The 14,413-nt window shown below is 71.2% G+C and carries 14 protein-coding genes; 5 read left to right on the plus strand and 9 right to left on the minus strand.

The features are described from left to right. Positions 1–202 precede the first annotated feature (202 nt). Positions 203–3,307, plus strand: coding sequence for a replicative DNA helicase (locus IE331_RS15525; protein WP_192144379.1), 3,105 nt, complete (start codon positions 203–205; stop codon positions 3,305–3,307). A gap of 5 nt (positions 3,308–3,312) precedes the next feature. Here the strand turns inward: IE331_RS15525 and IE331_RS16835 are convergent, their stop codons facing one another. The 4 genes from IE331_RS16835 to IE331_RS15545 form a co-directional block, all read right to left on the minus strand. Then, positions 3,313–4,314 carry a hypothetical protein gene (locus tag IE331_RS16835; protein ID WP_192144380.1) on the minus strand — a complete coding sequence of 334 codons (1,002 nt, stop codon included), beginning with the start codon at positions 4,312–4,314 and terminating at the stop codon, positions 3,313–3,315. A 97-nt stretch (positions 4,315–4,411) separates the two neighbouring features. Beyond that, complete coding sequence (locus tag IE331_RS15535) at positions 4,412–4,789, minus strand: hypothetical protein (RefSeq protein WP_192144381.1); 378 nt, start codon at positions 4,787–4,789, stop codon at positions 4,412–4,414. A gap of 13 nt (positions 4,790–4,802) precedes the next feature. Continuing rightward, complete coding sequence (locus tag IE331_RS15540) at positions 4,803–5,465, minus strand: hemerythrin domain-containing protein (RefSeq protein WP_192144382.1); 663 nt, start codon at positions 5,463–5,465, stop codon at positions 4,803–4,805. Then, the gene (locus IE331_RS15545) at positions 5,462–6,100 is read right to left on the minus strand and encodes a hypothetical protein (RefSeq protein WP_192144383.1); all 639 of its coding nucleotides are present in this window, start codon (positions 6,098–6,100) and stop codon (positions 5,462–5,464) included. Before IE331_RS15545 ends, IE331_RS15540 begins: the two co-directional genes overlap by 4 nt. A 99-nt stretch (positions 6,101–6,199) precedes the next feature. On the opposite strand from IE331_RS15545, the gene IE331_RS15550 reads away from it, so the two are divergent. Continuing rightward, positions 6,200–6,625, plus strand: coding sequence for a MarR family winged helix-turn-helix transcriptional regulator (locus tag IE331_RS15550; RefSeq protein ID WP_192144384.1), 426 nt, complete (start codon positions 6,200–6,202; stop codon positions 6,623–6,625). A gap of 116 nt (positions 6,626–6,741) precedes the next feature. Here the strand turns inward: IE331_RS15550 and IE331_RS15555 are convergent, their stop codons facing one another. Both IE331_RS15555 and IE331_RS15560 read right to left on the minus strand, forming a co-directional pair. Next, the gene (locus IE331_RS15555) at positions 6,742–7,068 is read right to left on the minus strand and encodes a TfoX/Sxy family protein (protein WP_192144385.1); all 327 of its coding nucleotides are present in this window, start codon (positions 7,066–7,068) and stop codon (positions 6,742–6,744) included. Positions 7,069–7,132: 64 nt separating this feature from the next. Then, the gene (locus IE331_RS15560; protein WP_192144386.1) at positions 7,133–8,656 is read right to left on the minus strand and encodes a catalase; all 1,524 of its coding nucleotides are present in this window, start codon (positions 8,654–8,656) and stop codon (positions 7,133–7,135) included. 207 nt (positions 8,657–8,863) lie between these two features. Between IE331_RS15560 and pgm the strand changes: the two genes are divergently transcribed. Continuing rightward, a complete protein-coding gene (gene pgm, locus IE331_RS15565; protein WP_192144387.1) occupies positions 8,864–10,513 on the plus strand; it encodes a phosphoglucomutase (alpha-D-glucose-1,6-bisphosphate-dependent) in 1,650 nt (549 codons plus the stop codon). Between the two features lie 13 nt (positions 10,514–10,526). Here the strand turns inward: pgm and IE331_RS15570 are convergent, their stop codons facing one another. Beyond that, complete coding sequence (locus tag IE331_RS15570; RefSeq protein WP_192144388.1) at positions 10,527–10,763, minus strand: DUF1059 domain-containing protein; 237 nt, start codon at positions 10,761–10,763, stop codon at positions 10,527–10,529. Continuing rightward, the gene (locus IE331_RS15575; protein WP_201931845.1) at positions 10,760–11,710 is read right to left on the minus strand and encodes a sigma-70 family RNA polymerase sigma factor; all 951 of its coding nucleotides are present in this window, start codon (positions 11,708–11,710) and stop codon (positions 10,760–10,762) included. Before IE331_RS15575 ends, IE331_RS15570 begins: the two co-directional genes overlap by 4 nt. 95 nt (positions 11,711–11,805) lie before the next feature. Between IE331_RS15575 and IE331_RS15580 the strand changes: the two genes are divergently transcribed. Further along, positions 11,806–12,441 (plus strand): GyrI-like domain-containing protein, encoded by a 636-nt coding sequence (locus tag IE331_RS15580; RefSeq protein WP_192144390.1) that lies wholly within the window; start codon positions 11,806–11,808, stop codon positions 12,439–12,441. Between the two features lie 2 nt (positions 12,442–12,443). Then, the gene (locus tag IE331_RS15585; RefSeq protein WP_192144391.1) at positions 12,444–13,097 is read left to right on the plus strand and encodes a cyclase family protein; all 654 of its coding nucleotides are present in this window, start codon (positions 12,444–12,446) and stop codon (positions 13,095–13,097) included. A gap of 17 nt (positions 13,098–13,114) precedes the next feature. Here IE331_RS15585 and IE331_RS15590 read toward each other — a convergent pair whose 3' ends face one another. Further along, on the minus strand, positions 13,115–14,401 hold the full coding sequence (locus IE331_RS15590) for a GAF domain-containing sensor histidine kinase (protein WP_192144392.1): 1,287 nt from the start codon (positions 14,399–14,401) through the stop codon (positions 13,115–13,117). Positions 14,402–14,413 lie beyond the last annotated feature (12 nt).

Below are 14,413 nucleotides of genomic sequence, written 5' to 3' on the forward strand. Positions count from 1 at the left end.
CCCCAGCCTGTGCACAGGCTGGTGGTGCTCCTCCACCTCTCCACCCCGGTTATCCACACCCCCCTGTGGAGGACGGACTGGTGCCGGGCTCCGCGGCCGACGTACCGTCGCTCGTCCGCTGGGTGTCCCGGGCAGTCGTTGTCGGTGCCTGTCCCTAGCGTGTCGGGACAGACGGGCACATCAGAACAGGAGGGGGAACGGGTTGAGTGTGACCGACTGGTCCCAGGAGCTGACCGAGCCGGGGTGGGGCGACGGCCCCGCCGCCTACGAGCCCGGCGACGCCCCCCGCGGCGACCGCACCCCGCCGCAGGACAACGCGGCCGAGCAGAGCGTCCTCGGCTCGATGCTGCTCAGCAAGGACGCCATCGCCGACGTGAGCGAGCTGCTCCGCGGCACCGACTTCTACCGGCCGGCCCACGAGGTGATCCACGACGCGATCATCGACCTCTACGGCCGTGGCGAGCCCGCCGACCCGGTCACCGTCGCCGCCGAGCTGCAGCGCAAGGGCGAGCTCCAGCGGGTCGGCGGCGCGCCGTACCTGCACACGCTCTCGGCCAACGTGCCGATCGCCGCCAACGCCGGCTACTACGCCGAGATCGTGCACGAGAAGTCGATCCTGCGCCGGATGGTCAGCGCCGGCACCAAGATCGTCCAGCTCGGGTACGCCGGCGAGGGCCAGATCGACGCCGTGGTCGACGAGGCCCAGGCCGAGGTCTACAAGATCACCGACAAGCGGGCCGCGGAGGACTACTCGCCCCTGGCCGACATCATGGAGGGCGTCCTCGACGAGATCGAGGCGATCGGCAACCGGGACGGCGGCATGTACGGCGTGCCGACCGGCTTCGCCGACCTCGACGACCTGACCAACGGCCTGCACTCGGGCCAGATGATCATCGTCGCCGCCCGCCCGGCCATGGGGAAGGCGCTGGCGCTCGACACCCCGCTGCCCACCCCCACCGGCTGGACCACGATGGGGGCGGTCCGGGTCGGCGACGACCTGGTGGACGCCGCCGGCCGGCCGACCCGGGTGCTCGCCGCCACCGAGGTCATGGAGGGGCGCCCCTGCTACGGCGTGTGCTTCTCCGACGGCACCTGGATCGTGGCCGACGAGCAGCACCTCTGGGCCACCACCACCCCCTCCGCGCCGGCCGGCCGGCGCGCCGTGCGGACCACCGCCGAGCTCGCCGCCAGCCTCGACCAGGTGCACACGATCACCCTCCCGGACGGCTCGGTCGTCAAGGTCGAGGGCGTCATCACGGTGCCGAGCGTGCCGGTGCGCTGCGTGCAGGTCGACAACCCCGAGCACCTCTACCTCGCCGGCCCGGGCGGGATCCCCACCCACAACTCGACGCTGGCGCTCGACCTGTGCCGCGCGGCCTCGATCCACAACAACATGTCCAGCGTCTTCTTCAGCCTCGAGATGAACCGCTCCGAGATCACGATGCGGCTGCTGTCGGCCGAGGCGAAGGTGCCGCTGAACCACATCCGCAACGGCAACATGACCAACGAGGACTGGGACCGGCTGGCCCGCAAGATGGGCGAGGTGTCCGGCGCCCCGATGTTCATCGACGACTCCCCGAACATGACGATGATGGAGATCCGCTCCAAGGCGAGGCGCCTGAAGCAGAACCACGACCTGCGGCTGATCGTCATCGACTACATGCAGCTGATGACCTCGGGCAAGAAGGTCGAGTCCCGCCAGCTCGAGGTCTCGGAGTTCTCCCGGCAGATCAAGCTGCTGGCCAAGGAGCTCGAGGTCCCGATCATCGCGCTCTCGCAGCTCAACCGTGGTGCCGAGCAGCGCTCGGACAAGCGGCCGATGATGAGCGACCTCCGCGAGTCGGGGTGCGTCACCGCCGAGACCCGGGTGATGCGCGCCGACACCAACGCGGAGGTGACCATCGGGGAGCTGATGAGCTCCGGGGCACGCGACGTGCCCGTCTGGGCCCTGGACGACCGGCTGAAGCTGGTCCCGCGCACCATGACGCACGCCTTCCCCAGCGGCACCAAGCAGGTCTTCGAGCTCACGCTCGCCTCCGGTCGGCGGATCCAGGCCACCGCCAACCACCCCTTCCTGACCTACGACGGGTGGATGCCACTCGGCGAGCTGGCACCCGGGGCGCGGGTCGGGTCCGTGCGGCACGTCCCGCCACCCATGCAGGTCACCCCGAGGGACGAGGACGAGATCGTCCTGCTCGCCCACATGCTCGGCGACGGCTCCTTCGTGAAGCGGCAGCCGATCCGCTACGCGAGCATCGACGAGGCCAACCTGTCGGCCGTCTCCGAGGCGGCGTCGCGGCGGTTCGGGATCAGGTCGGTCCGGGACGACTACCCCGCCGCCCGGGTCACGACGCTCCGGCTCCCGGCTCCCTACCGCCTGGCCCGTGGCCGCCGGAACCCGATCGCGACCTGGCTCGACGACGACGGGCTCTTCGGCCTGCGCAGCCACGAGAAGTTCGTGCCCTCCTGGGTCTTCGGCCTGCCGAAGGAGCAGGTGGGCCTCTTCCTGCGCCACATCTGGGCGACGGACGGCTCGGTCGGCTTCGACGCGAAGCGACGCGTGGGCCGCGTCTACTACGCCTCCACCAGTCGGCGGCTCGTCGACGACCTGGCTCGACTCCTCCTGCGCCACAACGTGTTCACCCGGATCAAGCGCGTCCGCAAGCCCGGCTACCGGGACTGCTGGCACCTCTACGTCTACGGCGCCGAGAACCAGCTGCGCTTCGTCGACGAGATCGGGGTCCACGGTGCGCGTGGCGAGAAGGCGCGCGAGCTGGCGGACGGGCTGCGTGAGGTCCAGGTCAACACCAACCTCGACACGGTTCCCGTCGAGGTCTGGGGTCGGGTCCGGGAGGCGCTCACCGAGCGGCGGATGACCCACCGCGAGTTCGCCTCGGAGATGGGCACGAGGTTCTGTGGCTCGACGATGTGGAAGCACGCCCCGAGCCGGCAGCGGCTGGCCCAGGTCGCGACCGTGCTCCACGACGCCGATCTCGAGGTGATGGCCACCAACGACGTGTACTGGGACTCGATCACCGCGATCGAGCCGCTGGGCGAGCAGGAGGTGTACGACGCCACCGTGATGGGCGTCCACAACTTCGTCGCCAACGGCATGCCCATCCACAACAGCCTCGAGCAAGATGCCGACATGGTGATCCTGCTGCACCGTGACGACGTCTACGAGAAGGAGTCACCTCGCCCCGGCGAGGCCGACCTGATCGTGGCCAAGCACCGCAACGGCCCCACCCGGGACATCACCGTCGCCTTCCAGGGCCACTACAGCCGGTTCGTCGACATGGCGCACTGAGACGGTCAGGTCGCGAGGCCGGTGGTGCGAGCCAGCTGCTCGGCGAAACGCGTGCCAGGACCCCGTCCGGAGGGGGCCAGCACGTCATCGACGCTGGCGACTCTGCGCCCCTCCAGGATCAACGCGTAGGACACCCCTGCCGAGTAGGACTGCAGGTGCTCGACCTGAGCCCTTGCCAGTCGCATCAGCCGACGGTGGTCCGTCGGGTCCTCGAGGGACAGTGGAGCCTCGGTTCCCCGCACGGTGACGCGCACGCGGGGGTAGACCCGGCCCTTGCGGTCGCGGTGGGCGACGTAGTCGACGGCGTACTCGGCGCCGGGCACCTCGACGCTCCCCAGCTGCCGCCAACGACGCAGTGTCCGAGGGCTCGGGGAGACTTCTTCCGCGGCCAGCCCCGATCCATCCGCCGCACGCACCGTCCAGCCCAGGTCCGCCAGGTCGTCGGCGGTCGCCTCGAGCTCCGCGAAGGTCGGCAGCACGGCGGCGCCGGTGCTTCCGGGAGGCAGTCGAAGCACCACCGCGGTCCGGACCCCCGGGTCGGCCGGGACGTCGTCGGCCAGCACCCCGACCTCGAGACGACCCCGGTCCGCGGCCCGGAGCGCCGCGGTGGTCTGGGTGCGCACGGCGGCGCGGTCGGCGACCGGCTCGAAGGTCCGGAGGTGGACTCGATCGTCGCCCCACCGGACGCTGAGGTCACCCTCCTCGTGGACGTGCGTGGTCGCGTACGCGTCGTAGACGGTCGCGACCACCTCGGCCACCTCAGCGGTGCCCGCCCGGGGAGACATCTCGACTCGGATGTCCAGCTTGCCGCTGTCGAGAGTCATCGGCTCGGCGTAGTCGAGTGTGGCGGTCTCCACGCCGGCCGAGGAGCGCACCGCCTCCAGCAGCGTCCGTGCTTCGGTGTGCAGGCTCGGCGGCGCGCAGCCGGTGAGGGCGGCAGCCGCGGCCACCGCACCGACGACCACACCGACGACGGGGGAGACGTTGAGCATCCGGGAGCCAGGCATGGGACGAGCGTGGCGCAGACCGCTGCTGGCCACATGAGTCGTCGTACTCACTCGTGGCTGCACGCGAAGGAAGCCGCGGTGTGCGCCTGCCAGCTCGTCACTCCGTGGCGACGAGGATGGCGACCACCAGCACCGTGCGCGCCAGTCCCAGCAGTGGTCCGAACGGCAGCGCGAAACCGATCCAGAACACGAGCTCGACCGGCAGCAGGGCCAGTGCCAGCCATGGGGCGGTCGTGACGTCGCTCCAGAGCAGGAGGCCTACGACGACCTCGGCCGTGCACACCGCCACGAAGCCGAGCAGTAGCCCGACGCCGGTTTCGAGTCCCCAGCGCTCGAACGGACCCTCCCCGTAGGTGGGGAAGCCGAGGAACGTCCACACCTCGCCCTGTCGCGCGTAGTACCACGCGGCGTACACACCCGGGAGGCCGAAGCCCAGACCGAGCACGAGTGAGCAGGCTCCGGCAGCCTTGGTCACGGCGTCCCACGGCTCACACGAGCTGAGCGCCGCGGACGGCGGCGATGTACCTGCGGTACTTGCGCCTGCCGACCAGGCGCCAGAGGACCTTGACCGGCGGCGGAAGCCCGCCGAACATCATCGCCACCTCCTCGGCCGTCGCGACCTCGACGAGCTGTCCGGTGGCGATCCACCGCTGGGCCGGCGTGAACTTCTCGAAGCCGCGCTCCCCGACCTCCTCCCACTCGGCCTGGGACAGGTAGCGGTCGATCAGCGGCACGACGACCTGCTCCTCCTCGTCGAGATGTCCTTCGAGGACGACGAGGAACTCGCCGAGGCGGTCGGCGAGGGTCGAGGACGTCGCCCGTGTCGGATCCGAGAGCCACTCGGACATGGCTGCGCGCACCTTGGCGACCGACTCGTCGATCTGCCGGTGCTGCTCCTCCATCCGCACCACGAGCGGCGCGTCGAGCCCCGCCCGGTCCATCAGCTTTGGCCAGATCAGATGGTCCTCGGTGGTGTGGTGCATGTGCAGTCCGTCGAGGAGGAAGCCGAGGTGGTCGGCGACGGCGCCCGTCCGCGCTGCTTCGGCTGCCGGCAGACCGCGCACAAGCGCCCGCACCTCGGCGAACTGACGCCGGAAGATCCGGTGAATGATCGGCATCTCACGGGCCGCCGGCCCTCCGTCGCCGCTCATCGCCGGCCGACCCTCCAGAGCGAGTAGCCGAGAGCCGCGAAGAGCAGCATCCAGACCGTGATCGCCAGCCGAGCGAGAACGAACGGGCCCATGAGAGCGGGCATCATCGGCACGAACACGAAGATTCCGGCGACCAGCACGACGGCCCCTCGCCAGCCGGTCCAGCTCGCCCGACGGCGGACGGCAAGACCGGCCAGAATCAATCCCACCCCGACCGCCACGGTGGAGACGCCGTAGAGCACGTCGAGCAGGCCGGTGCCGTCGCCAGGGTAGGTCGAGTTTCGTGCGGAGATGGCGATCAGCTCGGTGACCGCGAGCAGCGCCATGCCCGATGCGGCGAGGCCGATGCCCCAGCGGGCACTGTGGCCCGGGGCCATGGCCTCCGCACGGGCGAGTGCTGCGATGCCGGCGAGCAGCCCGAGGTGCTGGATGAAGAACCAGATCTGGATGACGGTGAACTCGCCCGCCGTGTTCGGGTAGCTGAACATGTCCTCGGACACCTGGGCCGGGTAGACGGCCAGGACGATGCCGCTGAGGGCTCCGAGGATCCCGGCGGCCAGGCATGTCGAACCGGCGCGGGCCACCCAGTCGGGCGCCGTGGTGACAGGCGGTGTGCCTGCCTCGATGTGGGTCATGGTCACGGCTCCTCTCGCTCTGCGAGAGCAACGCTCCGAGGTGGAGTGTGCTAGAAACTAGTCAGGTAACCTGAATACTCTTCGGAGCTGGAGTTGTCAATGGCGAAGACCCTGAACACGATCTCGATGCTGGGGCAGGCCTACAGCCTGTTGGGCTTCCAGATCGTCGAGGGCGTGGTCGGTGCCGGCTATCCGCAGAAACCCAAGCACTCGGCTGTCTTCGCCCAGATCTCTCTCGAGGGCTCACGCCTCACCGAGCTCGCACGCAAGGCCGACATGACCCCTCAGTCCATGGCCGAGCTGGTCGATGAGCTGGTCGACATGGGCTATGTCGTCCGTCAGCCCGACCCCAGTGACGGGCGAGCGAAGCTCATCGTCCTCACCGATCGCGGGCGCCAGGCCGTGGAGGCCGGACGCCGGACGATCGAGGGCCTCGAGGATCAGGTGACCGCGATCCTGGGTGAGCACGGACATCGCCAGCTCCGACGACTGCTGACGAAGCTGCTCGACGCGACGAACACCTGAGGCAGCCTCGCCGGGTCAGGCTCTACGTTCTGCAGGTTCTCGGCCCTGGAAACCTGCAGAACGTAGAGACTCGCGCGGCGGCGGGCGACGGGCTAGCGGCGATAGACGCCGAGCGGCTACGAGCCAGGCTTGGGCGGGTTCGCGGCGAGACCGCGGTCGACCCACAGGCGCAGGGCGCGTTCATCCTGCAGCGCGTCGATGCCGACGCGGACCCAGGAGTCGGAGACCGTGTCGCGCATGGTCATCGGCTCGACGTGCGCGAGCTCGACCAGCTCGGGGAACCCGGCCCGGCCGACCTTGACCAGCAGTCCCTGGCCGCTCACGCAGCAGGCCATCCGACCCGCCACCATGAAGGCCAGCCCGCCGAACATCCTCTTCTCCGCCTCGACCTGGTCGCCGAGCAGGTCGCGGACCCGCCCTGCCAGGCGCTCGTCGTACGTCATGCACGGATGCTCAGAGATGCGCCCAGGCCCGGCCCCGTGAGCGGGCCGGACCCGTGGGACGGCGTCAGGCCTTGTCCTGCATGCTCGACCGGGCCGGGTTGCTCTGCTCGGCGGCCTTGGGGTCCTTCTCACCCTGCTTCGCGCGGACGCCGCTCTCGACCCGGTCGCCCAGGTCCCGGTCGACGTTGCGCCAGTACTCGAACGCTCGGGCGAGGACGGGCTCGCTCACCCCGTTGAGCAGGTGCCCGACGATGTTGTCGACGAGACGCTCCCGACCCGCGTCGTCGAGGACCTCGCGGACCATCGTGCCCGCCTGTCCCCAGTCGTCGTCGTCGGCGCGGAGGGTGTAGGCGGTGCGCACCATCTCGCCGTCGGAGTACCAGTGCCCGCCGTCGTCGGTGAGCGCCGGGTCGGCCTTCGGGCCACCGTAGGAGTTCGGTGCGTAGACGGGATCCGAGACGTTGTGCACCCGCATGTGGCCGTCCTTGGAGTAGCTGTGCACGGGGACGCGCGGCTGGTTCACCGGGATCTGCCGGTAGTTCCCGCCGAGCCGCGCCCGGTGCGCGTCGGAGTAGCTGAACCCCCGGGCGAGCAGCATCTTGTCGGGCGAGAGCCCGGTGCCGGCCACACTGTTGTTCGGCTCGAAGGCGGCCTGCTCGATCTCGGTGTGGTAGTCGGTGACGTTCCGGTTGAGCGTCAACCGGCCGACCTCCCGCAGGGGGTAGTCGGCATGCGGCCAGACCTTGGTGAGGTCGAACGGGTTGAACCGGTAGGTCTTGGCGTCCTCGAACGGCATGATCTGCATCTGCAGCGTCCAGCTGGGGAACTCGCCGGCCTCGAGGTGCTCGTAGAGGTCGCGCTGGTGGTAGTCGGTGTCGACCGCGGCCATCTGGTCGGCCTCGTCCTGGGTGAAGAACTCGACGCCCTGGTCGGTCTTGAAGTGGTACTTCACCCAGAACCGCTCACCCTGGGCGTTGATCCACATGTAGGTGTGGCTGGAGTAGCCGTTCATGTGCCGCCACGTCCGGGGGATGCCGCGGTCGCCCATCAGCCAGGCGACCTGGTGCGCCGACTCCGGCGTCAGCGTCCAGAAGTCCCACTGCATGTCGTGGTCGCGCAGGTTGTTGGCCGCCCGCCGCTTCTGGGACCGGATGAAGTGCTGGAACTTCATCGGGTCCCGGACGAAGAACACCGGGGTGTTGTTGCCGACCATGTCGAAGTTGCCCTCGCTGGTGTAGAACCGCAGCGAGAACCCACGCGGATCCCGCCACGTGTCCGGGCTGCCCCGCTCGCCGGCCACCGTGGAGAACCGGGCCAGGACCTCGGTGCGGGCACCTGGTTGGAACACCGCGGCCCGGGTGAAGGCGGAGACGTCCTGGGTCACCTCGAACTCGCCGAACGCTCCGCCACCCTTGGCGTGCGGCTGGCGCTCCGGGATGCGTTCGCGGTTGAACGCCGCCATCTGCTCGATCAGGTAGTGGTCCTGCAGCAGCAACGGGCCGTCGGGCCCGACGCTGAGCGAGTGCTCGTCGCTCGCGACCGGAATGCCGGCGTCGGTGGTGGTCGGTCGAGGCTCTGATCCGGTCACTCGAGGTTCCTCAATCGTCGTTGGGGGCACACAGGTCGCTGCGCGACCCAATCTGCGCCCGCCGCTGGGAGGAGTCAAGGCATCCCTGACGAGCGGTACGACGATCGAGGTCATCGTGGTCGATCCCGGGGAGGAGCGGCCCCTCCTGCCCGGAGTCGTCTGCCGCGACCCCTCGGCATGGCCGCTCGCAGACGGCATGATGCCTTCATGAGCCACGAGCGTGCCGGGACCACAGCCGAGCCAGCAGACCTCATCGACGTCGCCCAGGTGGTGACCGCCTACTACACCGGCGTGCCCGACCCCGACGACCCCGACCAGCAGGTCGCCTTCGGCACCAGCGGACACCGTGGCTCCTCACTGCGCACCGCCTTCAACGAGACCCACATCCTGGCCACCACCCAGGCGATCTGCGAGTACCGCCGCGAGCAGGGGTACGACGGCCCGCTGTTCATCGGTCGCGACACCCACGCGCTCTCCGAGCCGGCCTGGTCGACCGCGCTGGAGGTGCTGGCCGGCAACGACGTCACGGTGCTGGTCGACGACCGCGACGGCTACACGCCCACCCCGGCGGTCTCGCACGCGATCCTGCGGGCCAACGACGGCCGGACGACCGGCCCGGGGCTGGCCGACGGGATCGTGGTCACCCCCTCGCACAACCCGCCGGCCGACGGCGGCTTCAAGTACAACCCCCCGCACGGCGGGCCGGCCGACTCCGACGCCACGAAGGTGATCGCGGCGCGCGCCAACGAGCTGATCCGCGCCGGCCTCGACGGTGTGCGGCGGACGCCGTTCGCGCAGGCCCGGGCGGCGGCGACGGCGTACGACTTCCTCGGCGGGTACGTCGACGACCTGCCGAGCGTCGTCGACCTCGAGGCGATCCGCCGGGCCGGGGTGCGCATCGGCGCCGACCCGCTGGGCGGGGCGTCGGTCGCCTACTGGGGCGAGATCGCCGAGCGGCACGGTCTCGACCTGAGTGTCGTCAACCCGCTCGTCGACCCGACCTGGCGCTTCATGACGCTCGACTGGGACGGCAGGATCCGGATGGACTGCTCCTCCCCGTCCGCGATGGCCTCCCTGGTGGCGCAGAAGGACGCCTACGACATCGCGACCGGCAACGACGCCGACGCCGACCGGCACGGCATCGTCACCCCCGACGCCGGTCTGATGAACCCCAACCACTTCCTGGCCGTCGCGATCGGGCACCTCTTCGGCGGCGCCCGCCCCGACTGGCCCGACACCGCCCGGATCGGCAAGACGCTGGTCTCCTCGTCGATGATCGACCGGGTCGCCACGTCGCTCGGCAAGCCACTGGTCGAGGTGCCGGTCGGCTTCAAGTGGTTCGTGCCGGGGCTGCTCGACGGCTCCTTCGGCTTCGGCGGCGAGGAGTCGGCGGGGGCGTCGTTCCTGCGCCGCGACGGCTCGACGTGGACGACCGACAAGGACGGGCTGCTGCTGTGCCTGCTCGGCGCAGAGATTCTCGCGAGCACCGGCCGGACGCCGTCACAGCACTACGCGGCGCTCGTCGCCCAGCACGGCGACCCGGCGTACGCCCGCGTGGACGCCCCGGCGACCCGCGAGCAGAAGGCGGCGCTGGGGGCGCTGAGCCCCGAGGCGGTCACCGCCACCGAGCTGGCCGGGGAGGAGATCACCGGCCGGCTCACCGAGGCGCCCGGCAACGGGGCCGCGATCGGCGGGCTGAAGGTGACCACCGAGTCGGCGTGGTTCGCCGCGCGTCCCTCGGGCACCGAGGACGTCTACAAGATCTACGCCGAGTCCTTCCGCGGGGCCGAGCACCTCGCCCAGGTGCAGGAGGAGGCGCGCGAGGTCGTCTCGGCCGCGCTGGGCGGGGCGTCCTGACGGCCGGCGGCGGTCAGTCCTCCGGCAGCCGGCTGAAGGCGGCCTTGGTGTCGCGGTACCAGCCGAGTGACCGCTTCGGGTGTCGCCAGCGGCCCTTCATGGCCTCCCGGGCCTCCTGGTGGCTGGTGTCGCCGGCCCGGTCCGCCTCCTTGAGGTGACGGTCCTGGGCCTTGAGGACGTCGTCGGCGGTCTCGCCGTGGTGCTCGAGGTCGCAGGGGCCACCGAGCTGGCGGCAGGTCATCGTCCTCATCGTCGGTCTCCTTCTCCGTGCTGCTGGTGCGTGCGTGGTGGTTCGTCCCCTTGACGATCGTCCGCGGCGAGGTGTGACCGGGCCGCTCGGCCGCGGCCCGCCCCGCCGTCGCGCCGCTGCACCCGGGCCAGCACCGCGGCCTCGGCGCGGAACACGATCGCCTCGACCCGGCCGTCGGCGACGGTGAAGTCGAAGAGGACCTTCGCCTCGCCTCGGTGGAACCAGGCGGCGCCCGGGCGCTCGTCGACCAGCACCGGCAGCGCCGCGCGGGCGCTGCCGTCGAAGAAGGCGGCCACCTCACCTCGACCCTCGATGCGCGCGGGGGTGCCGGCCCGGAGCGCCGCCTCGTCGGCGGTGACCACGGCACCCGGGGCGAGGAGTCGCAGCAGCCGGTCGAAGTCGCCGGCCCGGGCGGCCGCCATGAACGCGTCGACCACCTCCCAGTCGGCGAGCGCATCCTCGGCGGCCGGCTGGCCGACCTTGGCGCGGGCGCGGGAGGCGAGCTTGCGCGCCGCCGCCGGGGTGGTGGCCAGGACGCCGGCGATGGTGGTGAATTCGAAGCCGAAGCTGTCGTGCAGCACGAAGGCGACGCGCTCCCGGGGGGAGAGCCGGTCGAGGACGACCTGCAGGGCGGCGCCCACGGTGTCGGCGAGCACCAGGTCCTCCGCCGGGTCCGGGGCGGTGCCGGCCACCGCGACGTCCGGCACCGGAGCCGGGATCCGCGCCCGCAGCCGGTCCAGGCACAGCCGCGTCGTGACGGTGGTCAGCCAGGCCGGCAGGCTCTCGATGTCCTCCCCATCGATCCTCTCCGCCGCCCGGTGCAGGCGCAGCCAGGTCTGCTGCACCACGTCCTCGGCCTCGGCACGGTCGCCGAGCACCCGGGCGGCGATCCCCACCAGGCGGGGTCGCTCGGCCTCGAAGATCTCCGTGCGCTCCACGGCGCTCACCCTTCCACTGTCGTCGTCTGCTCGGGTGACGAACCGGAGGGGTCGCATGTGACCGAGCCGCCCCCTAGATTGGGAGACCCGAGCCCAGGTGCCCCATGACCACCACGATCGACCTCAAGAAGAGCCTCGACGCCTACCGGGCGCAGCGAGGCCGGTTCCGTGTCGTCGACGTGCCGGAGCTGCAGTACCTCATGGTCGACGGCTCCGGGGACCCGAACGTCGGACCCGACTTCACCGAGGCCGTCGAGGCGCTGTACCCGCTGGCGTACCGGCTGAAGTTCGCGAGCAAGCGGGACCTGGGTCGCGACCACGTCGTCAACCCGCTCGAGGGCCTGTGGTGGGCCGAGGACATGGATGCCTTCACCACGTCCCGGGACAAGTCGCGATGGCAGTGGACGCTGATGATCCTGGTGCCGGACTGGATCGGGCCGGACATGGTCGAGACCGCCCGCGAGCGGGCCGGGGCCCGAGGGCGCCCGGCCCGGCTCGACGACGTCCGGCTGGAGCGACTGGCCGAGGGGCGGTGCGTGCAGACGCTCCACGTCGGCTCCTTCGACGACGAGGGCGAGGTGCTGGCTCGGATGCACGAGGAGTTCCTCCCGGACCACGGGCTGAGGAGGACCGGCCGGCATCACGAGATCTACCTCAGCGACCGGCGCCGGGTCGCCCCCGAGCGGCTCCGCACCATCCTCCGGCAGCCGGTCACGGCCGTCGACCAGGTCGTGCCGTAGTCATGCGGTACGTCGACCTCAGCCACGTCGTCGAGCACCGGATGGTCACCTATCCCGGGCTGCCGGGCCCGGAGATCGGCCCGCACCTCACCTTCGAGGCCTCCCACGGCCAGTACGCCGCGGGCACCGAGTTCGCGATCGGGCGCATCGACATGGTCGCCAACACCGGCACCTACCTCGACACGCCGGCGCACCGGTACCGGAACGGGCACGACCTCGCCGGCCTCCCGCTGGAGAGGTGCGTCGACCTGCCGGCGGTGGTGGTCGACGGGACGGGTGCGATCGGGGAGCCGGCGCTCTCCGGCCTCGAGGTCGCCGGGTGTGCCGTGCTCCTGCGCACCGGCTGGGACCGGCACTGGCTCACCGAGCGGTACGGCGACGTCGACCACCCGCACCTCACCGAGGCCGGAGCCCGGACCCTGGTCGACCGGGGCGCCACGCTGGTCGGCATCGACTCGGTGAACATCGACGACACCAGCGCCGGGCAGCGACCCGCGCACAGCCTGCTCCTGGCCGCCGGGATCCCGGTCGTGGAGCACCTCACGGGCCTGGACCGGCTCCCGGCCACCGGTGCCCGGTTCACGGCCGTCCCTCCGGCCGTGCGCGGCCTCGCGACCTTCCCGGTCCGGGCCTTCGCCGGCCTGCCGGACGACTAGCCGGAGCTCTCCCCCGGCTAGCTGCGGATCCGCGCCGGGAGCCGCATCGTGAAGGTGCTGCCGGTGCCGGGTTCTGAGGCCACGCCCAGGCTGCCGCCGTACGACTCGACGATCCGACGGGCGATGGGCAGCCCGCGGCCGGTGCCCTCGATGCCGTACCGGCGCGCCTGGGTGGCGCGGCCGTAGTCCTCGAAGATCAGGGCGTGCTCGTCGGCGGGGATGCCGATCCCGGTGTCGGTGCAGGTCACCAGCAGGTCCGGACCGGTCCCGTCGACGACGACGTCGACCAGCCCTCCCCGAGGCGTGTACTTGAGGGCGTTGGTGACCAGGTTGTCCGCGGCCCGGCGCAGCTGCCGCTCGTCACCGCGCACCCGGAAGTCGGGGCCGTGCGAGGTGATCCGCAGCTCGATGCCGCGTCGCTCGGCCACCACGGTGGAGACCAGCACGATCTCGGTCAGGGTCTCCAGCAGGTCGAGCTCCTCAGGCGCCGCGGACGACGGGGACGGCGTGCCCGGCGCCGGGCTGGCGAGCAGCTCGTCGAGGGTGTCGCCGATCCGGGCCGCCGCCCTGCCGATCCCCTGCAGGTGCAGCTCGTCCCGGTCGCCGTCGGTGACGTGCTCGAGTCCCATCTCCACGTGACCGCTGATGGCGGACAGGGGCCCCTTGAGGTCGTGCGCCAGCTCGGCCACCATGTCCTCCCGGCGCCGGTTGCCCTCGATCAGCGAGTCGAGCAGCTCCTGCTGCTGCTCGAGCAGCTTGGTCCGGTGCAGGGCGAGCGCGGCCTGGTCGGCGTACAGGCCCAGGAGCTCGCGCTGGGCGGTGTCGGGCCGCTTCCGGTCCAGGGGCAGGTCGACGCCGAGCACGCCGAGGAGCTGGCCGGCCGGGTCGTGCAGCGCGACGTAGAGCGCATCCATCGGATGCCAGGCGTCCGGCTCGTCGCAGGCCTCCACCTCCGGGACCCACGTGCTGACGAAGTCCTCGGGGAGCCGCTCGTGCGGCAGGAAGTAGACGTCCCCGGTGCGGTCCGCGATCGCGAACTCGCCGGCCAGCTCGGCCAGGGGCACCGACCCCCCGGTGAGCGAGGCGACCGCGTCGTCGGGCCCGGCGACCGTGGTGGTGCGCAGCGTCCCCGTCGCCGGGTCGAGCACCCGGATGATCGCCATGTCGTAGCGCAGGACCTCGCGCACCCCGCTCGCGACGGCATCGAGCACGACGCCGAGGTCCCGGGCGGAGTGCAGGGTGGTCATGACCTGGACCAGGCCCCGGAGCGCGACGGCTTCGCGCTGCTCCTCGGATGTGTGCATGGCGCCTCCTGC

It is taken from the genome of Nocardioides donggukensis (genome assembly GCF_014842875.1).
Taxonomy (GTDB): domain Bacteria; phylum Actinomycetota; class Actinomycetes; order Propionibacteriales; family Nocardioidaceae; genus Nocardioides; species Nocardioides donggukensis.